We start from the raw sequence: 24,030 nt of genomic DNA, 5'->3' as shown, positions 1-24,030 counted from the left end.
TGGAATAAAATAAATTTTGCCAAGAGACCGGACTTATTCAGTGAAAAGTACAAAAAGATCTGAATCTAAAAACAAAATAATTGGAAGTGGAAAATTGAGCTGTCCATTGCTCAAAGGATGTAGTGAAACATCATAACGTACTTGAAGCGTTTTGATATTAGCAAAGTAAATCAAATCTTTAATTTATGTTTTGTAGGTTTTCGACCACCTTTTGTAGGTTGAAATAAAAAAACCCTGCATAGCGCAGGGTTTTTTGAACCTTAAAATCTAAATCTTAAAATGTAAGATTATTTAGATTCTTCAGCTTTTGGTTTTTCACGTAAGCGAATACCTAAGTCACGCAATTGGGTTGCTTCAACTGGCGCAGGCGCTTGAGTCAGTGGACATTCAGCAGTTTTCGTTTTCGGGAATGCAATCACGTCACGGATTGAAGATGCACCAGTCATCAACATCACTAAACGGTCAAGACCGAATGCCAAACCACCGTGAGGAGGCGCACCGAATTTCAAGGCATTTAACAAGAAGCTGAATTTCTCTTCTGCTTCTTCTTCAGAAATACCAAGCGCTTCGAAGATCGCTTTTTGCATTTCTAGGTTGAAGATACGTAATGAACCACCACCGATTTCAGTACCGTTCAATACCATATCGTAAGCAACAGAAAGTGCAGCACCTGGGTTGTTCTTCACTTCTTCAACGCTTGATTTTGGCAGCGTGAATGGGTGGTGAACAGACGTCCATTTACCGTCATCAGTTTCTTCGAACATTGGGAAGTCAACAACCCAAAGTGGCGCCCACTCGCAAGTTGCAAGTTTCATGTCGTGACCGACTTTAATACGTAAAGCACCCATCGCATCATTTACGATTTTCGCTTTGTCCGCACCAAAGAATACGATGTCGCCATTTTCAGCACCAACGCGTTTCAATAGATCAAGTACGATAGGCTCGATAAATTTAACGATTGGAGATTGAAGACCTTCAATACCTTTTTCAAGTTCGTTGACTTTGATGTAAGCCAAGCCTTTCGCGCCATAAATGCCAACGAATTTAGTATATTCGTCAATTTGGCTACGTGGAAGCGCGCCAGCACCTGGTACGCGAAGCGCAACAATACGGCCTTTAGGATCTTTTGCAGGACCTGCGAATACTTTGAACTCAACGTCTTGCATCATGTCTGCAACATCAACAAGTTTCAAAGGAATACGTAAGTCAGGTTTATCAGATGCATAGTCACGCATTGCATCTGCATACGTCATACGTGGGAACTTGTCGAACTGAACGTTTAGAAGTTCTTTGAACATCTTAACCGTTAAACGTTCCATCAAATCCATAATGTCATCGTCACTCATGAACGATGTTTCAACGTCGATTTGTGTGAATTCAGGCTGACGGTCAGCACGTAAGTCTTCATCACGGAAACATTTCGCGATTTGGTAGTAACGATCGATACCGCCAACCATTAACAACTGTTTGAACAATTGTGGAGATTGTGGAAGTGCGTAGAAGCTACCATTAGAAACACGACTTGGTACTAAATAGTCACGCGCACCTTCAGGAGTCGCACGAGTCAAAATCGGTGTTTCAACGTCTAGGAAACCATTTTCTTCGAAGTAGTTACGAATAAGGTTTGTTAATTTAGAACGGAAACGTAAACGATCTAACATTTCTGGACGACGGATATCCAAGAAACGATATTTCAAACGTACTTCTTCAGAAATATTGGTATTTTCATCATTCAATGGGAATGGAGGAGTTTCAGACGCAGCAAGAACTTCAATTTCTTTGCCTAAAACTTCGATTTGACCACTCACGATATTCGCGTTTTCAGTACCTTCGTAACGACGACGTACACGGCCTGTAATTTTTAATACGAATTCTGAACGTGATTTATCAGCAGTCGCGAAAGCTTCAGGAGTATCAGGGTCAATCACTACTTGAACAAGGCCGTCACGGTCGCGCATGTCAAGGAAGATTACACCACCGTGGTCACGGCGACGGTGAACCCAACCGCATAATGTAACGGTTTGGTCGATTTGGGCTTCAGTAAGTGAGCCGCAGTAATGAGTTCGCATCATAGCGTTAGAAATCCAACTATATGGGTTAAGGTCAGCGAATACGTAAACAGCGTACCGCTTTTATTCGAATAGGGGATTATGCCTCTTTTTGGCTGTTTTGTCACAAGGACTTATTGCTAAAACAGCCAAATTTACAGCAAATTTTCGGTCAATGATGGGCTTAAGCCGATGACGTTGAAAAAATATTGGTGCTCTTGCTTAAGATCAGAAATATCAGACTACCGAGGCTAAACGTGGCTAAAAATGCACGGAAAAAATAATTAATGGCTTTGCCGACATAGGCATACAAGTCGTGTACAAAGGCATCTGAATAAATACTGTCAGCAAAATAAAAATAACTAGCGATTCCCGCAGCTAAAGACAGGGCCGCTAAACAATATACATAGAATTTGATGGATGTGGGGACGTTTGCAGTACTTCGATAGTGAAGATGATGACGATAAATCATCCATGCCAAAACGGGGAGTGCCAAGCCAGATAATCCAATTTGCAACACGCGATGTAGGGGATATGAATGACCAAAAAATTGAATCGGTAGACTCAATAGATCCTTAAATGCAAAGGTACGAAAGTCAACATGGGTCAAGCCATCCCAAACAATATGCGTCGAAGTTCCAATGATGAGTGCGAGGATGAGACTTAGGATAAACCCACAGCATTGATTGAAATTCTGTAGATGCAGCGGCTTATTTAAACCAAAAAAAGCAAATAACATCGGGCGATAAAGCACATACCACAGCACACAAAACAGCAAACCAAGGATTAAGTTTGGAACAATTAACCCCGACCATTGATGGGATCCATTGTAGTCAGCATTAGTAAATAAACGGAATAAATCTGGCACCATGCTGCCAATTGCGAGTGCTGCAATAGGCAGGCGGTTTCCGCTTAACTTGGAAATAGGCGGTGCGAGTACAGCATGGGATATGGTAAAAGGCATTGAACTAAAATAAATATATGAATAAATACAATGTGGTATCGGTGAGTGTATATGATTTGGGCAGATTAGAATGTTTTTTATTGCAAAACGAATGAAATGTTATATTATAACATTATTCGAAAATAGCCTGATTTGAGTCTCTCCAAATGTCCTTTCATAAGAATTTAATCACAATCTCAATTTTTGCAGTGATTGCACCCAATATTTATGCTGATGATCAGCAACAACAGGTACAAAAGCTCGAAGCGATTAATGTTCAGGTTCATCCTTTAAATCAAAGTGCCGCAGATTTTGCGGTTGCAGATAACATTATTAAGCATAAAGATTTGGCACAAGGTGGAGTCACTATTGGTGATGCCATTGCCGGACAACCTGGAGTGTATTCAAATCAGTTTGGTGCAGGCTCAAGTCGACCTGTGCTGCGTGGTCAAGATGGGCCACGTGTCAAAGTGTTGGAGCATGCATCTGAAACAGCAGATGTTTCAACTTTATCCCCTGACCATGCAGTGACGGTTGATCCGATTTTGGCAAAACAAATTGAAGTGATTCGTGGGCCATCCACTTTATTGTATGCAGCTGGGACGGTTGGTGGGTTGGTGAATGTTACCGATCAAAAGATTCCTACCTCTATTCCTGATAAAGGTTATGAAGGGCAAGTTGGGGTTCGTTATAACTCAGGCAGTGATGAAAAATTGGCGAGTGCCGGTGTGACGGCTACTTTAGGTGAGCAATTTGCCATCCGTGTAGAAGGTTCGAAACGCAAAGCCAATGATTATATTGCACCCAATTATTTCCATGATCATGATGGTGAATTAGAAAAAGAACGCCGCGTTGGCAACACTTTTGCAGAAGGGCAAAATGTCAGTGTGGGCGCGTCATGGATTCATGATCGTGGTTTTGCTGGACTGTCTTATAGCAACCGACAAGACCAATATGGCCTGCCGGGTCATAGTCATGAATATGAAAGCTGTCATCCACATGATGACCATCTACACTGTGATGGTCATGACAACCATGGGCATACCGATGAGCATGATCATTCAGCCCATGACGAACATGATCACGATCATGATGCCGCAGGCCCATGGGTCGACTTAAAGTCAGAACGCTATGATTTCCGTACCGAACTTGCGAATCCGTTTGCGGGCTTCCAAAAACTACGTGCGCATGCGAGTTATACCGATTATCAACATGACGAAATTGAAGGTGATACAGCGGCAACGACCTTTAAAAGTCAGGGCTATGATGGTCGTTTAGAGTTGGTGCATAACCCGATTGCGGATTGGGAAGGGGTGATAGGCGCACAATACAATCAGCAAAAGCTCAATATCAGTGGCGAAGAGTCATTGATGAACCCAAATAAAACCCAAAAATGGAGTGTATTTGGTTTAGAACATAAACAATTTGGTGATTTTCATGTCGAGCTGGGCGCCCGTGTCGATCAGCAGAAAATTCAGATCGATTCTGCACAAAAAAATTATGACGATTATGGTATTTCCTACTCAGGTGCTGTGAACTGGGCGTTTGCACCCAATTATAAATTGTCCTTGGTGGGTTCTCATCAAGAGCGTTTGCCATTGGCGCAAGAGCTGTATGCAGATGGCAAGCATTTTGCGACCAATACCTATGAACGTGGGAATGAAAATCTAGATGTTGAAAAATCCAATAACCTTGAATTAGGTTTCCATTATGAAAAAGATCAGTTGGATTATCACGTTCATGTGTACCACAACTGGTATGACAACTACATTTATGCTGCAACTAAAGATAATTTTGAAAACTTCCGCTTAGTTGATTACACCCAAGACAAAGCCAAGTTCTATGGCGCGGAAGCTCAAGTGGGTTATGCCATTAATGATATGTATAAACTCAGTGTCTTTGGTGATTATGTTCGCGGCAAAATTGATGGTGAAAATGCGCCACGTGTGCCTGCCGGGCGCTTAGGAACCAAGGTCGATGTTGACTTTGCCGATGGTTGGTCAGGTCTTGCAGAATATTCACATGTATTCAAACAAGACAAAATCACTGCATTTGAGCGTGAAACAGATGGCTACAACATGGTGAACTTGGGCGTGGCCTATAGTGGCCAGTTGAAAGATCAAAATGATTATCGGGTTTATTTCAAAGCCAATAATTTATTGGATGAAGATGTTTACTCTCATACGTCATTCCTTGCCAATATTCCACAAGTCGGTCGTAATTTTACAGTTGGTCTTGAATTTGGTTTCTAATTGAATTTGCACAGACTTTTCTAAGGAAGTCTAGGTGAAGTCACAGAAATCCTCTTGAAAAATCAATGAATAAAACCTAGTCTGAGCGCATTAGACTAGGTTTTTTCTTATGCGCATCATTCAACGAATACATCACAAGCTCAATTGGTCACGCCGTCGCTATGTGGGTGTGGTCATTGGTTTATTGGTTTTAGGTTATTTGGCATCGGCAACCTATCACACGCTAAAACCACTCCCTGAAGGGCTGAACTACACGGGGAAACTTCGCCATGCTGAAGTGAACTTTTTAGTGGATGAAACCTATATTGATGCGCAAGGAAAGCAGCAACAGGAACATCGCATTTTTAAAGAAATGCTAAAAATGATCGAAGAAGCACAGTCGACCATTGTGTTGGATATGTTTCTCTTTAATCCGCAAGTTGGCGACTCTCAATTAAAACATGAACAATTAACACAGGAGCTGACCGATGCGCTGATTTTGAAGCGTCGACTATCTCCTCAAGTGGAAATTTTTGTGATTACTGACCCGGTCAATTCGGTCTATGGCGGCATTCAACCCGAGCATTATCGTCAATTACGACAAGGGGGCATTGAGTTGATGGAAACCAATTTGGTACCGCTTCGTGCATCCAATCCTGCATGGTCAGGCTTTTGGTATATCTGCTGTCAAGATATTGGCAATAATCCTGAACAAGGCAGGTTACCGAACCCATTGGGAACCGAAAAGGTGACGATCCGCAGTTATATGGATCTTTTCAACTTTAAAGCCAATCATCGTAAAACCTTGGTGGTAGATACCGTTGAAGGTTGGAAAGGTTTGGTCACCTCTATGAATCCGCATGATGGTAGCTCACGACATTCTAATGTGGCCTTAACCGTCAAAGGCATGACCGCGATTGATCTGTTAAAGACCGAGCAAGCCGTAGGCATGATGTCCAAAGCCAATATTCCATTTGTGGTGATTAAGGATGTTGAAGCGGCGAAAACTCAGCCACAGGTTCAAGTGCTAACTGAAAAAGCAATTTATGATGCCACATTCGACTTAATTGATAGCGCGAAGAAAGCTGGAACTGAAATTGATATCGCGATGTTCTACTTGTCAGAACGTAAAATTATCAAAGCACTCATTGCTGCACATGAACGTGGCGTGAAAGTGCGGGTATTACTCGATCCGAATAAAGATGCTTTTGGTCGAACCAAAAATGGTATTCCAAATCGTCCCGTTGCCTCTGAATTACACGATGCCGGTATTGATGTACGTTGGTGTAATACCCAAGGTGAGCAGTGCCATAGCAAGATGATTTTAAAACGAACAGCCTATCAGGCAGATATGATTTTAGGTTCTGCCAATTTCACAGCGCGTAACCTGAAAAATTATAATTTAGAAACTGATTTGCGCGTGATTGGTTTGAAAGACGCTCAAGTCTTTAAAGAGGCAAATCAGTATTTTAATACGGCGTGGTCAAACCGTGATGGTAAGCAAATGAGTGTGGATTATGACACGTATGCCGATGACTCTAAGTTGAAATATGTGTTGTATCGCTTTATGGAATGGAGCGGATTATCTACTTTTTAGAATTGTCTTAATCTCCCTAAATCCCTCTTTTGAAAAGAGGGACTTTCCTCCCTTTTTTAAAGGGAGGTTAGGAGGGATTTAATCAGTTTTAATTCCTCGGTTCCGGATTTGGCGGAACGATTTGGTCTAAATCCTTATCTGTCATTTGATCCAATTCATGCAAATCAGTTTTGATTTTCCATTTATCGGCATCATCTACCGGTTGCGGTAACCGTGCTTCTAACCAGTCACAGATAACATCTGGTGGAAAATCGGCATGGTTACATTGAATCACCCATGATAAAAATTGTTTGGCTTCACCATTCATATATGGTGGCGGAGAAACCGGTAAAAATTGAGTCGGTAAGCGTTCATTTTTAGAAATATAGTTCAATACATGGCCCAATTCTTGAACAGTTTGCCATGCTAAAGGGTGATCTACATTAATTTGAAATTTAAACCACCAAGCAGTTTTACCATCGGTTCCGTACGAGTCAATCAGTTGTTTTTGAATACTTGGAACTTTAGAAAAAAATTGATGAAGTCGGTCAAAACTTAATTCAGACACAGCATTTGATCCACTACGAAATAAAATCAATCTTAGCATAATCCAATGAAAAACAGGCTAGCCTGAAGGTGCGATCAGCTTGGTCGGAAAATTAACAAATTCTTGCACTTGATGGATTTTTATTCATTTTTTCTCCTACAATGGAATTTATACTGAGCGTATAAACCGTTGAGGAGAGCTTAAGTGAAAACCACATTATTCTATGCGATTGCAGGTGTGATGCTGATAATGACTTCAGCCAGTACTTTTGCGGAAAACAAATGGTCAAACTATCAAGGTGTGGATACCACTAAGCGTCCACCTACTATGAATCGGCCTGGTTATCCCCAACATGGTCAAAGCTATCCACAGCATGCTCCCAATTACCCGCAGCATTACCCGAACTATCCTCATCGCCCTCAATATCCCAATTATCCAAACCGTCCATATCCACCACAGGTGCAAAATGGCATAAGTATTCAATATCAAGCACCGACTACGATTATCCAAAATTCACAAAGTTATAGCTGGGTAAATGGTGATCCTGCCAGCGCGAGTATTTCCAGTTCAACCTATACTTTTATCAGTGATTGGCAGCGTTTAGGTTTACCAGCACCACCCAATGGAATGTACTGGATTTTTGAAAATGGTCGCTATGTATTGGTGCCTAATCGATAAGGTTTATAACCTCTCTCTTGCGTAGTAGTGCTACTCGTCTCCTAAAAGGAGAAGGAACGAATTAGTGTTTAAGCCAATTCATCATCTTGCGGACGTGGGGTTTTTCCTTCAGGTAATGGCTTCTCGGAATGCTTATCTCGAATAACCGAAGGGTAAGTCCAAGAGGCAAAGCGCACAATCAAAATGGCCACAGCTAAAATTAGAATCGAACCTGTAGTAATGACCAAGCCCATATCTGCTTTATGGTCGTGTTGAATGTCCGAAATCAGTAAACGGGTCAGGGCAGTAATAGCAATATAAATCAGGAAGCGAACAGGCATGTGGTTGGTTTTAAAATAAATACCAACCATGGCACCGAGTTCGAGGTAAATAAACAATAATAAAATATCGTCAATCGTGGCGAATTGTTTAACTGTAATAATTTCAAAAATGGTATGACCCGCAGACCATAAGATCATACAGCCGATGACAAACAGTGCAAGATAATGAAAACCTTCTACAGCAATATTGCCAAAACGGTCAAGGAGGGCTTCAACTTTTTCTACTTTGGGATCACGGTGTTTCATATATCTTCCTCCTGTGTAAATTGCGTGAATATTCAATGATGAACTAGTCATTAAATACCAAGCAAATTTCATGCACATGAAGCGCATATGACAAAAATATTTTTTAGGTTTAATAAAGTTTTTAATGTTAAGTTTGAGCTTAAATTTTGTCCTATAAGAATGAAGCGACGATGTATCAACCAACGCATTTTAAACATGATGAACTCCCTGATCTGATTGATCTTATGCGTAAGTATGCTTTGGCGACAGTAATACTGACTGCACCCAATGGTGAGTTGGAAGTGAATCATTTACCACTAGAATATGACGCTGAGTCAGGCGAATTAGGTGTATTACGCGGTCATATTGCTAAGGCCAATCCAATGTTTGAATTGCTAAATCAGTCAGCGCAAGCCTATGTGATTTTTCATGCCGACGAAGCATATATTTCGCCAAATTGGTACGAAGGAAAACAAGAACATCACCGTGTCGTGCCGACATGGAATTATCGTGTAGTCCATGTTAAAGGCAAGATACGTAAAATTGCAGATGAAAAATATTTACGTGGAATTTTGGCTTGTTTAACTCGTACTCATGAAGCGACGCAACCCATGCCATGGAAAATGGGCGATGCGCCTCATGATTTTATTGCGGAACAACTGGAAAAAATTGTAGCAATTGAAATCGATATTCAGTCGATGATCGGGAAATTTAAAGTCAGTCAAAATCGCAGCGCTATAGATGCGATGAATGTGGAAAAAGCTTTGGAAAGGTCGAATGCTGAAATGGCGGAGTCGATCAAAAAATTTTATCCCATGAAATAACAGGCTAAATAATCATGCCCAATAGGATTGAAACTGAACGTTTATGCCTGAGAAAGTATCAGTTAGGAGATGAAATTTCATTATACGAAACATATTTTTCGAATATAGAAGCAACTCGTTATCTGCAGCGGTTGCCACATAAAACGATTCAACAGACTAAGAGTGTTTTAGAAAAGTGGGCAGATCATTATTGGTCGATACACAATCCTGATTTTGCATGGGTGATTAGTGATAAGAATACGCATTTAGCGATGGGCTTACTGTATTTCTTCAATCAAGACAACCATGGAGAAATACATTTTGGGTTAGGGGTGAATTTTCATGGTTGTGGTTATATGACTGAGGCTTTAATTGGGGGAATTAAGTATTTAAAGCAGAATCAGGTCACGAAGGTTGTTTCATCTTTTTGTGCTGAGGAACATCTAGCATCACAAAATGTCTTAATGAAGGCAGGGTTTAAACAAGATAAAGATACAACGCATTGGGCTACATTTCCAATGCTAGACGATCAGCTCCATCCTTGTTTTACATATCGAATGGAATTAGGTGATTGCGAATAAGTAAATATGCTTATGATTTTTTGAAAAAAGTTGTACTCAGTGGTTATGTAATAAGAGTAGTAGATGAATAAAAAAATGCCCGATAAATCGGGCATTTTTGATTTTGTACGGCTAATTAAGCTTGGTTGGTAAAGTAATCTTCAGAGAAGTTCATGATCACTTCAGAACCTGCTTTCACTTTGGCAATGCGTAAAGCCAATTCAGGCAAAATACGCTGCGTGAAGTAAAGAGTCAGTGCAAGTTTGTTTTGGTAGAACTCGCCATCTTTGTCTTTTGCTGCATCTGCAATGCGGGCAAACATATAGGCAAAGCTGAGCAGGCCTACAGCATGTAGGTAATCAACTGCTGCTGAGTTCGGGAACTCAATATTTTCACGAGCAGCTTCAAGTACATATTGAGTCACAGCTTCAACTTCAGCTGCTGCATCTAAGGTTGCATCTTTGATGTAGTTCAAGCTGGCATCTAAGTTATTGGCAAAATCACGGATTTCTTGGATATATTCAGCAATGAATTCACCATTGCACTTAATGGTTTTTCGACCAATTAAGTCTTGCGATTGAACACCGTTGGTCCCTTCGTAAATCTGTGCAATACGGAGGTCACGGATACATTGTTCCATACCCCATTCACGAATAAAGCCATGACCACCGAAGACCATTTGCGCATCGAGTGTTGCTTGGAAAGCTGTATCAGTTAAATACGCTTTCGCAATCGGTGTTAATAGCGCAACACGGTTATTGGCTGCTTTGACTGCTTCTGGGTCAGTAGAGAACTTGGTAATGTCCAGTTGTTGACCAACATAAACCGCAAATGCACGAGACGCTTCATTGTTGGCACGTGCGTTCAGCAACATACGACGTACATCACCATGAACTAAGATGCTGTCTGCAGGTTTTGTAGGGGATTGCACGCCAGAAGCGCTGCGACCTTGTAAACGATCAGTCGCATATTGCGCTGCATTTTGATAAGCAAATTCAGAAGCACCTAGGCCTTGAATACCCATAGACAGACGTTCGTAGTTCATCATCACGAACATCGCTGCAAGGCCTTCATTTTCTTTACCAACCAGGTAGCCTTTCGCGCCATCAAAGTTCATCACACATGTGGCAGACGCTTTGATCCCCATTTTATGTTCAATAGAACCAGGGCCTACAGCATTACGCTCTCCCAATGAACCATCTGCATTCACCAAGAATTTAGGTACGATGAAGAGTGAAATTCCGCGTGAGCCCGCAGGCGCATCAGGCGTTTTCGCTAAAACTAAGTGGATGATATTTTCAGAAAGGTCGTGGTCACCGCCAGTGATGAAAATTTTCGTACCTGTAATGTTATAAGTACCGTCTTCATTACGTTCAGCTTTAGTTTTAATAATGCCTAAGTCTGTACCTGCATGCGGCTCAGTTAAGCACATCGTGCCTGACCATTCACCTGTGTACATTTTTGGCAAATAAGTTTCTTTTTGCTCTTGTGATGCATAGCTGTTTAACGCCATGCCTGCACCTACAGAAAGAAGCGGGTAGAGCATGAATGATGGGTTGGTTGCAAACAGCATTTCGTCAGACAGAACAGTCAGCATTTTTGGCATGCCTTGACCGCCCCATTCTTCATCTGCGCCTAGACCAATCCAACCGCCTTCTGCATATTGTTTAAATGCTTCTTTGAAACCAGCAGGAGTCGTGACATTGCCATTGCTATAGGTTGCGCCCTCTTCATCACCTGTGCGGTTTAAAGGATGAGTGACGTTTTGCGCAAATTTTGCCATTTCTTCAAGAATGGCTTCTGCAGTTGCAGCATCAACGTGAGCAAGATTTTCGTTGTTTTGCCAGAATTGTTCTGCTTTAAAAACATCATTTAAGATGAATTTCATATCTGCAAGAGGCGCATTATAAATTGGCATGTTCGTTCACCTGTTTATTGTTTGAATCTGTGGACTTGGGGCAATTTGTATCGGCACAAAGCGTGGAGAAAATTGACCAAAGTAAAATTATGGGACTATTTATAAAGAAAAAGGACTGCCAATGCTATGACCGTCCTTTCTCTATTTCTGCACTCAAGAGTACAATTTTTTGAATATGTTTTAGATATTCACATTAGAATGCAAAGTGTTCTGCATCCAATGCCATAAGAGGATCTAGGCCACCTGCGATCACTTCTACATGAGAGCGGACGCGCGGTAAGATTTTCTTGAAGTAGAAACGGGCAGTCGTTACTTTCGCATTGTAGAAATCAACATCTGTTGTTCCTGCAGCTAAAGTTTCTTGCGCAACTAGCGCCATGCGGGCCCATAGGTAAGCAAGCGTTACATAACCAGAGAAGTACAAGTAATCGACCGCAGCAGCACCCACTTCTTCTGGGTTTTGCATTGCTTTCATACCAATCTGCATAGTCAGGTCGCCCCATTCTTTGTTTAGCGCAGCAAGCGGCTCAACAAATTCTTTCATGGCAGCGTTGTCTTTGTTGGCTTCAACAAATTTATGGATGATCTTGGTGAAGTCTTTCAACATTGCACCTTGAGTACCCAATACTTTACGGCCTAACAAGTCAATTGCTTGAATTTCAGTCGTACCTTCGTACAAGCAAGAGATACGTGTATCACGTACGATTTGCTCCATACCGTGTTCTGAAATGAAGCCGTGGCCACCAAATACTTGAACACCGTGTTTTGCAGATTCAGAACCTGTTTCAGTCAAGAATGCTTTAGCAATTGGAGTTAATAATGACAAGATATTGTCAGAGAACTTACGTTCTTCTTCAGTTGCACCTTGTTCCACGATATCGGCATGGAAAGACAATAAGTAAACCAGAGCACGACCAGCTTCAGCAAATGATTTTTGCGTCATGAGCATGTTGCGTACAGCAGGGTGAACGATAATTGGATCTGCTTCTTTTTCAGGTGCTTTAGGGCCTGAAAGTGAACGCATTGCCAAACGGTCTTTTGCATAAGCCAGCGCACCTTGGAAAGCGCCTTCAGAAGCTGAAAGACCTTGTACAGCAGTACCGATACGTGCAGTGTTCATGAATGTGAACATGCAGTTTAGACCGCGGTTTTCAGGGCCAATCAAGAAACCTTTTGCGTTATCAAAGTTGATGACACAAGTCGCGTTACCATGGATACCCATTTTGTGTTCAATCGAACCACAACGTACAGCATTGCGCTCACCAATTGAGCCATCAGCATTTACATTGAATTTAGGTACGATGAATAATGAAATACCTTTCGTGCCTTTTGGTGCACCTGGTAGACGAGCAAGGACGATATGGATGATGTTTTCAGCCATGTCGTGTTCACCAGCAGAGATAAAGATTTTCTCGCCAGAGATTGCGTAGCTACCGTCTGCTTGTGGTTCAGCTTTAGAACGGATAATACCTAAGTCAGAACCTGCATGAGATTCTGTTAAGCACATCGTACCTGTCCATTCACCTGAAACAAGTTTAGGCAGGTAAGTGTCTTTTTGTTCTTGAGAACCGTGATGTTCTAATGTGCGGACAGCACCGTGAGACAGACCAGGGTACATACCCCATGCCCAGTTCGACGTACCCACCATTTCTGAAATGATATTGCCTAGTGAAACTGGTAAGCCTTGACCGCCGTATTGTTCTTCAGCAGACAAAGACGGGAAACCAAGTTCGATATATTTTTGATACGCTTCTTTAAAACCAGTTGGTGTTGTGACAACGCCATCATTCCAAGTACAACCTTCACGGTCGCCGACTTGGTTAAGAGGAGAAAGTTCATTTTCACAGAAGTCAGCAGCAGCTTCTAGATATTGGTCAACCAACTCACGGCTTACGGTGTCTGAAAATGCAGGCAGTTGTGCATAGTGATCTTCTGCTTTTAATAGTTCATGCAGAACAAATTGCATATCACGTAAGGGCGCTTTGTATTGTGGCATATCGTTTTCCTCAATACTGGTTTCTACCAGCGTTAGTAATCCTAAATAAACATTTGAACGTGTCTTCAATGACACGTATTGGAATGGTTCTAATCGTGCAACATCTTCTTATTGGGTACAAGCATTTCAGGGTGATTTGTTGGTGACTGTAAAGTCAAAGAAATATCCCTTGAAAAAGCTAAGTGCATTGAGTGTAAACGCTTTTAGGTGAAAATGAATGACACAAATAGTCAAAAAGCGTAAAAAGATATGTCCAATAAAAAAGGCACTCATGGGAGTGCCTTTTTTATGCAATGATATCGCGATCTAAGTTTGGATTATTTCACTGGTGCTGGCGTTGGGGCAACAGGGGCTTTAGGTTGGAAACGCACTTCACATTTACCATTGATTTGCTGTTCGCCAACTTTAATGGCAACCGCACTGCCATCAGTCTTGCCTTGACATGCTTTCATAATCGCTTGTTGCTTCGCTTGGCGTTCTGCTAAACGTTGATCAAACTGTTTAGTCAGTTCTGCACGTTTTGCATCAGTCAGTGGCTCACCGCGTTGCATCTGACCACGTATGTCGCCACGCATTGGATGATGTTCACCGCGCATTGGTTTGTGTTCACCACGTGCTTTTTTCATGTCTTGACGGTCTGCTTTGAACACCATGGTACATGTACCATCAATATTTTTATCGCCAGCTTTTACTTGAACTGTTGAACCTGTAGCCTTACCATCGCAGGCTTTTTGCATATCAGCAAACACTTGACGTTGCTCGGCACGCATTTGTTTAAAATGTTCACGTTGCTCAGGTGACATACGACGATCTTGATCACCATGATGTTGTTTCATCATGCGGCCATGATCGTTATCTTTTGGTGCGGTTGTCGATTGACAGGCAGTGAGTGCACCCATGCTCAATACGCTTGCACCGATTAAAGCCATTTTAGTCATTTGTTTCATAGTCTTTACCCCCACCAGATTAGATATTTTTCCGATGGTTAAAGATTAAATAATAAAGATGTAGAAACAATGGAGAGTTTTTTAGTTGCGTGTTCGCTACAATAATGAATATAGAAGAAAAATGAGAGTTCTCTTTTGAAAATACGTCGTATCCCGATTGCCCTACGCTTGTTTCTGACTGTGCTGTTGACGACGCTCGTCATCACAACGGTAAGTCTTGGCGTTTTGCATTGGAATATGCAGCGTAATTTCACCAAATATGTGGCCGATGTCGAGATGCAAAAGCTTGACCATGTCATTGAAAATTTAGCCGATGTGTATACGGTCTATCATGATTGGGGCAATGCGATTCAGGCACAGATTCTGCAAATTGAAGGGCAGGCAGCACCAGATGACTATGATCGTCTCTCTCGGTGGTGGTTACGTCGTCAATATGACATTGCATTGCAGCAGCGCTATTTTCAAGATCATAGTTTGAATGCAGCATCGATGTTGGCAACGCCACAGCAAACGGCAGAACAAAAAACTGAAGAGCTAAAATGGCTTGAACAAAACTTACCGTCTGAGTTTCAACCCTTTGAAGGTTTAAAATTTCCTTTAAGCGCGAATCAAAATGTGTTCCGCCCCAAAGAGTCGAATGCGGATGAAAAAGATAAAGATGCCGGTCAATCCTCTCAAAACAATACCAACAATGGTGGTAAAAAACAGTTTATTCAAATGCCTGACCGCTTGGGCTTGAGTTCACGTTTATCTTTATATGATGCACAGCGCCAATTTGTGGTGGGTGAGCCGACAGATGAACAGATTTCTTATCGTCCGATTATGGTAAATAATCAAATCGTGGGGTATTTGGGGCTCAAACCTGTACTCGAGCAAGATGATGCGATCAGTATTAACTTCTTTAGTAAGCAAAAACGTTATTTGTTATTGGTTTATGTGCTGACATTTATTGCAAGTTTAATTGCTGCACTGTTATTGGCGACCTACTTTAAAAAACCGATTCAGCGTTTGTTAATGGGAACACGTGAGTTAACAAAGGGCAATTATCAACATCAAGTCGCGGTGAACCGTAATGATGAGCTTGGTGATTTATCGAATGAATTGAACCAGTTGGCTGTGATTCTCGATCAGCATGAAACGTCACGTCGTCAATGGGTGGCCGATACTTCACATGAATTAAAAACCCCATTGGCGGTGTTGCAGGCTCAAATTGAGGCGATGCAGGACGGTATTCGTAAGCCAACGCCAGAGCATTTTACTTCGATGTTGAATCAAGTCAGTAGTCTGAAAAAATTGACCAAAGATTTGGCTGATTTGGCGCAAGCTGATGCACAGCAATTAAATTGTTATCTCACTACGATTAATCCGTGGGATGTCGTTGTGCAGGAGGTTGAAAGCTTTAAACCGAAGTTTGAACAAGCCGATTTGAAAATTACAGCAACGGGCGATGGCACTTCATTACAATTAGATATAGACCGTTTTAAACAGATTATGGTCAACTTATTGGGTAACAGTATTCGTTATACGGAAGCTGGTGGTGAAGTGCATGTTCATACTGAGCAAGATGAAACCCAGTGGACCGTGTATGTTGATGACAGCCCATTTGGTTTAACTAATGAACAGTTGGCACGTTTAGGTGAGCGTTTCTATCGTGTGGATGATTCACGTACGCGTGCAACTGGTGGTACAGGATTAGGATTGGCGTTATCCGTAAAAATAGCTAGAGCATTGGGCGGAGAATTGAGTTTTGATCATTCTCCATTGGGCGGTTTGCGTTGCAAATTGACATTTCCCAAACAGATGAAATATTAAAAGGAAGCATGCATGAAACATATCATGTTGGTTGAAGATGAAGTGGAACTTGCACAGCTAGTGCGTGATTATCTAGAGGCTGCAGGCTTTGAAGTCAGCATGTTTCATGATGGTCAAGAAGCCTATGAGAGCTTCACGCAGCGTAAGCCGAGTCTAATGATTTTGGACCTGATGGTGCCACGTATGGATGGCTTAACCATTTGCCGTAAAGTCCGTGAGCAGTCTGATCTGCCAATTATTATGGTGACTGCACGCACTGAAGAAATTGACCGTGTATTGGGGCTCAATATGGGTGCTGACGATTATGTCTGCAAACCGTTTAGTCCGAAAGAGTTGGTGGCACGTGTGCAAGCGGTATTACGTCGTTTAGAACGTAAAGCAGAGCCAGAGGTGAATGATTTATTCCGTATGGACAAAGCACAGCAACGTATTTGGTATCAACAAAAAGCGTTGAGCTTAACGCCAACTGAGTTTCGTTTACTTGAGTTGTTTTTAGAGCATGTAGGGCAGGTGTATTCACGTGCGCAATTGCTTGATCATATTAACCCAGACAGTTTTGAAGTGGCTGACCGTGTGATTGATAGTCATATCAAAAACCTGCGTCGTAAGATTTCAGATGCAGCGGAAACTGGCAACCGTCATGAGTGGATTCAAGCTGTGTATGGCGTCGGCTACCGTTTTGAATATCCAGAGGATTAATGTTACTTTTTGTTCTTGAATCTTTTTTTAAAAGCCTTTAATTTTTAAAGGCTTTTTTATTTGTATTTTTAAGAGGGAAAAACATAATGATTTTAAAAAAAACCTTATTAGCAATAAGCTGTTCTGTAATTTTAACTGCATGTGGCGGTGGTGGCGGCGGGTCTTCTAGTAGCGGTGGGACTTCAGATAATGGCGGTTCAAATGGGGAAACAGCTAACCCATCAAATCCAGCAACAGATTTAGAGAAAGCTAAAGTATTAATCAAAACTACGAACAATATTATTGCCTATTTTGACAGTTTTAAAGGTTTGCAGTCTCAGTATGAGCCTGCATTTGATGCTGTAAGTAATGCAGGAAATGATATTAGTAATGCTTCTGATCTCATCATTACTTTAGCTTCATTGGCGCAGAAAGACGCTCAAGGTTCCACAAAAGACTATACCGCTGCAGAATTAGAGGCACTTTTAGAGGATGATGCGACCTATGGGGGGATATATTATCCAGATTATATTTTGAGCAAAAATGGTCTTAAAATCAGCGTAACACCGACTTCAGTTTCTGTTAATGGAAGTGTATCGGCTAAATATTGGATGGACTATATTTGGGATAGCAGTACTTTTACTGGAAAAGATGTTTTTAGCGATGCGGTTTTGATTACTGTAAGCAATTTAAAGTTGGATGCGCCATTCACAGCATCTGCAAAACAGCATGATTTTAAAATAGTTTCAGGCGGTAAAATCACAGCTAAAAATGCGGATGGATTAGAATCAAGCTTAGGGTTTAATAGCAACAGTACCGCTCAAGTTGTTTATGATACAGCTATCAAGCTGGAAGACTCAGAAAGTGAAAATGCTCCGGTTACGGCACAATTTAAATTTTTAAATGTTTTGTTAACAACTCAGAACGCGAAGCTGAATTTAACTGAACTTTCAAGCAAAGCTGCTCGAGTTAAATTCAAAAATGGTACTGAAACATTTAATCAAATTATTCCATATGAAATTATTTTGAAAGGTGAAGCTTTAAGCGGAGCAGAAAACTTAGGCTTAGATGCAAATATTAAGCTAAAAAATGATCTGACTAAAACCTTTGATATTACCCAAGGCGAATCTGCGGCTGCATTTATTAATGCAGATTTGACAGTTAATCTCTCTGGTAACGTAAAAGGTGGGGGGGCTGCTGTGAAGCCATTCAGTTTACTGCTTAACGCTAAAAGGAATGATTACCAAAAAGGGATAGCAAATCTTAAAGTTACAGTTGATCAAAATACATTAAATATAGATGTAAAAACTGACAATCTGATCGCGCAATCTCCAATTATCTGGTCAAGAGTATCTCATGCGAATGGTGCATTTGTAGAAATTCCAGATTTAGATCAATTCAGTTCTGCTGATATTAAAGTCGGTACTGTTAGCTACGGTACGATCAATAGAGTATCGAATAGCATTTATTCTGCGAAATTTACCGATAACACTGTGCTAATGATTGCACCATAATAATGAATTAAGGAGAGGGGGTAACGATGTTCCCCCTTTTTTCTATGTTGAAAAAAAAATTAGTATTATTGGGATTATCGCTCCCGTTTTATAGCTATGCACAAGAGGCTATCTATTATCAAGTGCAAGCAGATGTTTATAGTGAACCGTTAGCGATTCATGCATTTACAGATGATTGGGATGATTCTAAGTTTAAATCAGGAAAAAATGCATTTGCTCATGGTTTAATGCAATTGGGCGTAAAGCAGGGTAATTGGGATTTTAGCTGGATCTGGCGATATGACTATGCGCTCAATTTCAGTGAGGATACAGCAAAGCTTTATTATCAAATACAAAATGAACTGCCTATCGATGCAAACTCAACGTATGACTTGAGGCTTGAAGCACAGCATATTGATACTGTTGGGTCTCGGGCTGCCTATACATGGCCCATTAGTTCGAATTGGAATTTAGAAACGGGTATAACCGCGTTAATTGGGCGTCATTATATTGATGGTCATATTAATGCGCTAGGGGTAACGACAGATCAGCAAGAGCTTATGGACCGCGTCAAATGGCTGAATGGGAGCATAGATTACAGTTATGATCATCCTGCTTTGAAAGAAGATAAAATGGGCTGGAATGAGCAGGCGCATAGCGGGTATGGCTATGCCCTAGATGCGACTTTAAGAGGTGCTATTGCAAAAAATTGGAATTTAAAAATTAATATTCAGGATGCATTGGCATATTTATATTGGCAAGATGCTCCATACACACGATATAACATCAGCTATGATCAAGATAAGCGTCCACGGTTTGATATTCAGGGAGAGTTTGATAAAGATAAGACCTATGCGCAAAAGCTGCCATTTAAAATTTATTCGGATTTAAATTATGACTCAGAGCAGGCTTGGAGTTTAGGACTCAGTTCAATCTCAAATGAGTATATAAGTCTTTGGCAGCTCAATGCATATTGGAATACAGGGCTAATGTGGGGAATCCATTTTGAACCCCAAACCAATTCGTTTGGCCTTTCCGTCAAACATGAAAACTTTGGTTTTAAATACATAGCAGATTCATTCAATACCAACCAAGCAAAACGTATGGGCGCGCAAATATATGCGCAATATCTATGGTAAGTGCTGTTGGACCAGCGACTGTAAACAGATTAGCTTCTTTAGAATGTGTAAAGTTTTAAGCAGTTGTTTTATTTAACCGTATTGATATGTATTAAAAAAAGCTTTGCATTGTCATAATGGAATTTAAATTGTTCGGTTATGGATAAGTTTGAATTTATCTATAACCTTTTTTATTTATATCGTAAATTTTTTATTTTTTAAAGTTTTTATCAGTATTAGATATTTATTAGTATTCCATTTTTGAAGGAATGGGCATCCCTTAACAGCAAAACAATGGCAATTGGATGAATGATAAAAATCACATAAAAATGCGAAATTTGCGCATTTAATGAAAATTGGTTATTATTTTGCTTGAATATTGACCAGTATGTTTGGGCTGGCAGAGTTCAATGTAGAGATAACAATTTTAAAAATGGAAAATTAGAGGGCAGAACAGATGAAAAATATAGCATTTGCAAAAATAATAATGGTCACGGGTGTCTTGGGTTTAACGGCATGTGGTGGTAGTGATCGTGATGAGACAGGAAGCGTACCGTCAGAGCCAGTTGCCGATGCCATGGTACAAAAAAGTGTAGAAGAGCTGACGCTGTTGGATGTAAATAATCTTGCATTAAATGCTGCGTCGATTCAGATTTTAAGTGATGAAGAGTGGCAGAAGGTACAAGCAGGTAGTTTGAAAGCGACAATAAATGAAATCACAGCAGATGATTCTGAACAGTTATTTCCACCGATCAACAGTTTACCGACAGCGACTCATTTTAAAGGTCAAAGTTACCTTGCTAATGCTCAAGGCATCGTTAAGCTGCCTAAATTGGCTGCAGGCACATATTATGTTTTGGTCACTAAAAATGGACAGTCTGCAGTTTCAGCATTCTTGATCCATCCTAAAAATACCAATAAGAGCATTGTGCTGAATGTGATACTCAACTGTTTAGACCAAGACTGTCAGACCTTAAGCGATGCACCTGTCAATGATGCAGTAGTCGGTACGTTGTCTGGTCAGGTCATTTATAAAGGAAAGCCTTTAGCGAATGCGCAAGTCGCATTATCTGGCGGTGCTGCGACCAATGGTGCATTTGTCAGTGCAATTACCGATGCCAATGGCTATTTCACGCTTTCATTCAACGTATCAAATGCGCTGCTTGAAGCATTGAAAAATGCCACGCTCACCATTAGCGGTGCAGGAATTAATACTATTACGAAAAAAGTTACGGTCATTGCTTCTTCTGCATCGGGCTATCAATTTGAAGTGCTGCCTGAAACGACATCTGCAGATGCCATATGGCGTGAAACTTTTGAAGTGGACTCTGCTACTCGCAATGCATGGACAAGGTCGCAACCAAGTGTGGCTAATGTCGATTGGCAGTTGCTAAACAAAGGTCACAATATTCGTAATAATCAAGTGAATCAGCGTGTGCGCTTAGCACCAAATGACCAAAGTCAAGGTAAGGTACCTGAGCCACTGCAAGGCAATACAGCATATTGGTATGGTGACAAAGTAAATGGCAACTTTATTGGCGCTTTAAGTGATTCATCAACTGCTCTAGAATTTGATGGCGGAACATCTAATACCCACAATACGGGTGAGTTAATCTCACCTGTGATTAATCTAAGCCAATATCAGGCGCCTTTGAGTTTAAGCTTTAAAACATGGTGGGAAATTGAGTCGGTCAATCCAAATAATCAGGGATTCGATTTGATGAATATTTTAGTTTCTACCGACGGCGGCAATAGCTTCAAGACTTTGGCTCGATTAAACCCGCTGGCAGATCCATCCTCGGCATATGAGCGCGCGCCGATTCCATACAGTAATTTAGGCTTTAACCTCGCACCGGCTGCTGTTCAGCAAGAAGCAATTTCATTAGATGAATATGCAGGCAAGGCCAATGTTCAGCTGAAATTCCAATTCAGAACAGTCGATCAACTTTACAACGGTTTCCGTGGCTGGATGATTGATGATGTGGTGATTCAGAAAAAAGCCGGAACTTTCCCATTATTTGATGGTGCGAGTTTTGATGAAAATTCGGATAGTGTCTATCAGGACTATAGTGGCTTCGCTGCAAAACAAGCGGGCACTGTGCTGAAAAGCACGAAGAGTTATGCTCGGTGGGCTGAAGTGCCACAGCGAAAATAAAGATTTACATGACACCGCAGCATGAATAAATAGGTTTAGACGTACTGCATTCGCTATTAATTATCCATCAAGGGTGGTGAATGCTATAACAGCTCTCAATTGAGGGCCGTTAATATTTAAAGAGGCAATGTATTCAGCCACTTTAGTATACTGGCGGCTTATGCTTCCGGCTGTTCGAGTGGAATCTTATGGCCCGTATTGTTAATCCTATCAATTTGACCAAGTGCTATGGAGAAATGCAGCTCACGCGCTGTATTCCATAATGATTCATACAGAAATGATCTGCGAATATTTGGCTGCAAAGAGCTGCACAGGCTACAATCCACTTTTTTATAAGATGAGAACGTGTTGTGAGCAGCGAAATGCCTCAACTGCAGCGCCGATTAAAGAACCGTCATATTCAGCTGATTGCAATGGGTGGCGCAATCGGGACAGGGCTATTTTTAGGCTCTGCGCATATTATTGAGTCGGCTGGACCATCGATAATTCTGGGCTATTTGATTGGTGGTTTGATTGCTTTTCTGATTATGCGCCAGTTGGGCGAGATGATTGTACAAGAGCCAGTCACAGGTTCATTCAGTCATTTTGCTTTTAAGTATTGGGGCAAGTTTGCGGGCTTTTTAACGGGCTGGAACTACTGGATTCTGTATATTTTAGTAGTGATGACCGAGCTGACCGCGATAGGCAAATATATCAATTACTGGTGGCCGCATGTGCCTGCTTGGGTTTCAGTTTTGGTGTTTTTTGCTGTGATTACGCTAGCCAATTTAGCCAATGTCAAACTGTATGCAGAATCTGAATTTTGGCTGTCGATGATTAAAGTTGTGGCGATTGTTGCCATGATTATTTTTGGTATATATCTGCTACTTACAGCAGGCGCAGACTCTACCGCTTCGATTAGTAATTTATGGGTACATGGCGGCTTCTTCCCGCACGGTTTTGAAGGCTTATTCTACATGCTAGCCTTTATGATGTTTGCTTTTGGCGGCATTGAATTAATCAGCATGGCGGCGGCTGAAACTGAAAATCCTGATCAAAATATCCCGAAAGCGGTGAATCAGACCGTAATCCGCGTGTTCTTATTTTATATCTGTTCTTTGGCTGTATTGCTGTCGCTGGTGCCGTGGAACCAGTTGAAACTTGGTGGTTTAGATCGCAGTCCTTTTGTGATGATTTTTAATCAGATGGGGATTGATTGGGCGGCGCATTTGCTGAATTTTATTATTTTGACAGCCTCCGTTTCGGTCTGTAATAGCGGCATGTATGCCAATAGCCGCATGCTGCTTGGTTTGGCAGAACAGGGCAATGCGCCAAAAGCCTTTAAACAGGTGAATAAGCACGGGACACCGATTGCTGCGGTTTTATTTTCAGCTTTGCTGATTTTTGGCTGTGTGCTCCTGAATTATTTCTTGCCTGAAAAAGCATTGAGTTATTTGATTTATATCGTGGTGAGTGCTGCAGTGCTGAATTGGATGCTGATCAGCTTGATTCATTTGAAGTTTAGAAAAGCGATGCAGCAGCAGGCTATTCAAACTAAATTTCCTGCTTTATTTGCGCCGTTCACCAACTACTTTGTCTTAGTGTTCATGCTGATGATTTTGTACATCATGTGGAATCAGGGTTTTATGTTGTCGGTGCTGATGCAGCCCGTATGGATTTTATTGCTGTTTGTACTGTTTAAGGTGATGCAAGCAAAGAAAGTTTAATAAGATGGAGGCTTAGGGAAGAGCCTTTGTTTATTGCCACTAAAGAATGATTTTGAAAATTCTGACAAGGTAAGCAAATTGAGTGAACATTCAGATAAAGACTGCTCTAGTGTACTGAATTCTAGGATAAATTTATATAAGATTATGATTTAGATCTCTTTCATAAATCAAAAAACGATCTTCTTTTTGGTTAATATTTGCACTCCGGATTTCTTAGCATTCGTGCATAATCTGCGGATGAAATACATCGATTCAAACAAGCTTTCTGATCCTCAG

The 24,030-nt window shown here is 41.2% G+C and carries 18 protein-coding genes; 11 read left to right on the top strand and 7 right to left on the bottom strand.

Features of this window, described 5'->3' with window-relative positions:
• Window positions 1-287: 287 nt before the first annotated feature.
• Together aspS and FTU36_RS11710 are read right to left on the bottom strand one after the other, a co-directional pair.
• On the bottom strand, window positions 288-2,072 hold the full coding sequence (gene aspS / locus FTU36_RS11715) for an aspartate--tRNA ligase (protein ID WP_180055859.1): 1,785 nt from the start codon (window positions 2,070-2,072) through the stop codon (window positions 288-290).
• A 160-nt stretch (window positions 2,073-2,232) separates the two neighbouring features.
• Complete coding sequence (locus FTU36_RS11710) at window positions 2,233-3,012, bottom strand: DUF4184 family protein (RefSeq protein WP_180089835.1); 780 nt, start codon at window positions 3,010-3,012, stop codon at window positions 2,233-2,235.
• 146 nt (window positions 3,013-3,158) lie between these two features.
• Between FTU36_RS11710 and znuD the strand changes: the two genes are divergently transcribed.
• The gene (znuD, locus tag FTU36_RS11705) at window positions 3,159-5,243 is read left to right on the top strand and encodes a zinc piracy TonB-dependent receptor ZnuD (protein ID WP_180117989.1); all 2,085 of its coding nucleotides are present in this window, start codon (window positions 3,159-3,161) and stop codon (window positions 5,241-5,243) included.
• Window positions 5,244-5,352: 109 nt separating this feature from the next.
• A complete protein-coding gene (locus tag FTU36_RS11700; protein ID WP_180117987.1) occupies window positions 5,353-6,819 on the top strand; it encodes a phospholipase D family protein in 1,467 nt (488 codons plus the stop codon).
• Between the two features lie 88 nt (window positions 6,820-6,907).
• On the opposite strand, the gene FTU36_RS11695 is transcribed toward FTU36_RS11700, so the two are convergent.
• On the bottom strand, window positions 6,908-7,366 hold the full coding sequence (locus FTU36_RS11695; protein ID WP_180117985.1) for a hypothetical protein: 459 nt from the start codon (window positions 7,364-7,366) through the stop codon (window positions 6,908-6,910).
• A 183-nt stretch (window positions 7,367-7,549) separates the two neighbouring features.
• Here FTU36_RS11695 and FTU36_RS11690 point away from each other — a divergent pair, with 183 nt between their 5' ends.
• A complete protein-coding gene (locus FTU36_RS11690) occupies window positions 7,550-8,023 on the top strand; it encodes an RcnB family protein (protein WP_373686358.1) in 474 nt (157 codons plus the stop codon).
• 68 nt (window positions 8,024-8,091) lie between these two features.
• On the opposite strand, the gene FTU36_RS11685 is transcribed toward FTU36_RS11690, so the two are convergent.
• Window positions 8,092-8,589 (bottom strand): phosphate-starvation-inducible protein PsiE, encoded by a 498-nt coding sequence (locus FTU36_RS11685; RefSeq protein WP_180117983.1) that lies wholly within the window; start codon window positions 8,587-8,589, stop codon window positions 8,092-8,094.
• Between the two features lie 170 nt (window positions 8,590-8,759).
• Between FTU36_RS11685 and FTU36_RS11680 the strand changes: the two genes are divergently transcribed.
• Entirely contained in the window at window positions 8,760-9,392 is a 633-nt protein-coding gene (locus FTU36_RS11680) for an FMN-binding negative transcriptional regulator (protein WP_180005498.1), read from the top strand.
• A 14-nt stretch (window positions 9,393-9,406) separates the two neighbouring features.
• Window positions 9,407-9,952 (top strand): GNAT family N-acetyltransferase, encoded by a 546-nt coding sequence (locus FTU36_RS11675; protein ID WP_180107238.1) that lies wholly within the window; start codon window positions 9,407-9,409, stop codon window positions 9,950-9,952.
• A gap of 115 nt (window positions 9,953-10,067) precedes the next feature.
• Here the strand turns inward: FTU36_RS11675 and FTU36_RS11670 are convergent, their stop codons facing one another.
• From FTU36_RS11670 to FTU36_RS11660, 3 genes are all read right to left on the bottom strand, one after another.
• Entirely contained in the window at window positions 10,068-11,849 is a 1,782-nt protein-coding gene (locus FTU36_RS11670; protein ID WP_180005491.1) for an acyl-CoA dehydrogenase C-terminal domain-containing protein, read from the bottom strand.
• 193 nt (window positions 11,850-12,042) lie between these two features.
• Complete coding sequence (locus FTU36_RS11665) at window positions 12,043-13,845, bottom strand: acyl-CoA dehydrogenase C-terminal domain-containing protein (protein ID WP_180022419.1); 1,803 nt, start codon at window positions 13,843-13,845, stop codon at window positions 12,043-12,045.
• A gap of 317 nt (window positions 13,846-14,162) precedes the next feature.
• Complete coding sequence (locus FTU36_RS11660; protein ID WP_180005489.1) at window positions 14,163-14,792, bottom strand: hypothetical protein; 630 nt, start codon at window positions 14,790-14,792, stop codon at window positions 14,163-14,165.
• Window positions 14,793-14,927: 135 nt separating this feature from the next.
• Here FTU36_RS11660 and baeS point away from each other — a divergent pair, with 135 nt between their 5' ends.
• The 6 genes from baeS (at window position 14,928) to FTU36_RS11630 (ending at window position 23,754) form a co-directional block, all read left to right on the top strand.
• Window positions 14,928-16,604 (top strand): sensor histidine kinase efflux regulator BaeS, encoded by a 1,677-nt coding sequence (gene baeS / locus FTU36_RS11655; RefSeq protein WP_180117981.1) that lies wholly within the window; start codon window positions 14,928-14,930, stop codon window positions 16,602-16,604.
• A 12-nt stretch (window positions 16,605-16,616) separates the two neighbouring features.
• The gene (locus FTU36_RS11650; RefSeq protein WP_111885370.1) at window positions 16,617-17,303 is read left to right on the top strand and encodes a response regulator; all 687 of its coding nucleotides are present in this window, start codon (window positions 16,617-16,619) and stop codon (window positions 17,301-17,303) included.
• Window positions 17,304-17,389: 86 nt separating this feature from the next.
• Window positions 17,390-18,796, top strand: a complete 1,407-nt coding sequence (locus tag FTU36_RS11645) for a hypothetical protein (protein WP_218946169.1) — start codon at window positions 17,390-17,392, stop codon at window positions 18,794-18,796.
• 26 nt (window positions 18,797-18,822) lie between these two features.
• A complete protein-coding gene (locus FTU36_RS11640; RefSeq protein ID WP_233945001.1) occupies window positions 18,823-19,914 on the top strand; it encodes a hypothetical protein in 1,092 nt (363 codons plus the stop codon).
• A gap of 436 nt (window positions 19,915-20,350) precedes the next feature.
• Window positions 20,351-22,048: a DUF4198 domain-containing protein gene (locus FTU36_RS11635; protein WP_257224844.1), complete on the top strand. Its 1,698-nt coding sequence runs from the start codon at window positions 20,351-20,353 to the stop codon at window positions 22,046-22,048.
• A 350-nt stretch (window positions 22,049-22,398) separates the two neighbouring features.
• Window positions 22,399-23,754 (top strand): amino acid permease, encoded by a 1,356-nt coding sequence (locus FTU36_RS11630; RefSeq protein WP_180005487.1) that lies wholly within the window; start codon window positions 22,399-22,401, stop codon window positions 23,752-23,754.
• The last annotated feature ends 276 nt before the right edge of the window (window positions 23,755-24,030 follow it).

Source organism: Acinetobacter sp. YH12096 (assembly GCF_013419215.1).
In the GTDB taxonomy this organism is placed as follows: domain Bacteria; phylum Pseudomonadota; class Gammaproteobacteria; order Pseudomonadales; family Moraxellaceae; genus Acinetobacter; species Acinetobacter amyesii.
Note: the sequence above shows the minus strand (reverse complement) of the source record. Positions and strands in the feature narration are given on the sequence as shown.

Coding starts and splice junctions, on each gene's coding strand:
- aspS (WP_180055859.1), bottom strand. CDS start 2,072: ATGATGCGAACTCATTACTGCGGCTCACTTACTGAAGCCCAAATCGAC.
- FTU36_RS11710 (WP_180089835.1), bottom strand. CDS start 3,012: ATGCCTTTTACCATATCCCATGCTGTACTCGCACCGCCTATTTCCAAG.
- znuD (WP_180117989.1), top strand. CDS start 3,159: ATGTCCTTTCATAAGAATTTAATCACAATCTCAATTTTTGCAGTGATT.
- FTU36_RS11700 (WP_180117987.1), top strand. CDS start 5,353: ATGCGCATCATTCAACGAATACATCACAAGCTCAATTGGTCACGCCGT.
- FTU36_RS11685 (WP_180117983.1), bottom strand. CDS start 8,589: ATGAAACACCGTGATCCCAAAGTAGAAAAAGTTGAAGCCCTCCTTGAC.
- FTU36_RS11680 (WP_180005498.1), top strand. CDS start 8,760: ATGTATCAACCAACGCATTTTAAACATGATGAACTCCCTGATCTGATT.
- FTU36_RS11675 (WP_180107238.1), top strand. CDS start 9,407: ATGCCCAATAGGATTGAAACTGAACGTTTATGCCTGAGAAAGTATCAG.
- FTU36_RS11670 (WP_180005491.1), bottom strand. CDS start 11,849: ATGCCAATTTATAATGCGCCTCTTGCAGATATGAAATTCATCTTAAAT.
- FTU36_RS11665 (WP_180022419.1), bottom strand. CDS start 13,845: ATGCCACAATACAAAGCGCCCTTACGTGATATGCAATTTGTTCTGCAT.
- FTU36_RS11660 (WP_180005489.1), bottom strand. CDS start 14,792: ATGAAACAAATGACTAAAATGGCTTTAATCGGTGCAAGCGTATTGAGC.
- FTU36_RS11650 (WP_111885370.1), top strand. CDS start 16,617: ATGAAACATATCATGTTGGTTGAAGATGAAGTGGAACTTGCACAGCTA.
- FTU36_RS11645 (WP_218946169.1), top strand. CDS start 17,390: ATGATTTTAAAAAAAACCTTATTAGCAATAAGCTGTTCTGTAATTTTA.
- FTU36_RS11640 (WP_233945001.1), top strand. CDS start 18,823: ATGTTCCCCCTTTTTTCTATGTTGAAAAAAAAATTAGTATTATTGGGA.
- FTU36_RS11635 (WP_257224844.1), top strand. CDS start 20,351: ATGAAAAATATAGCATTTGCAAAAATAATAATGGTCACGGGTGTCTTG.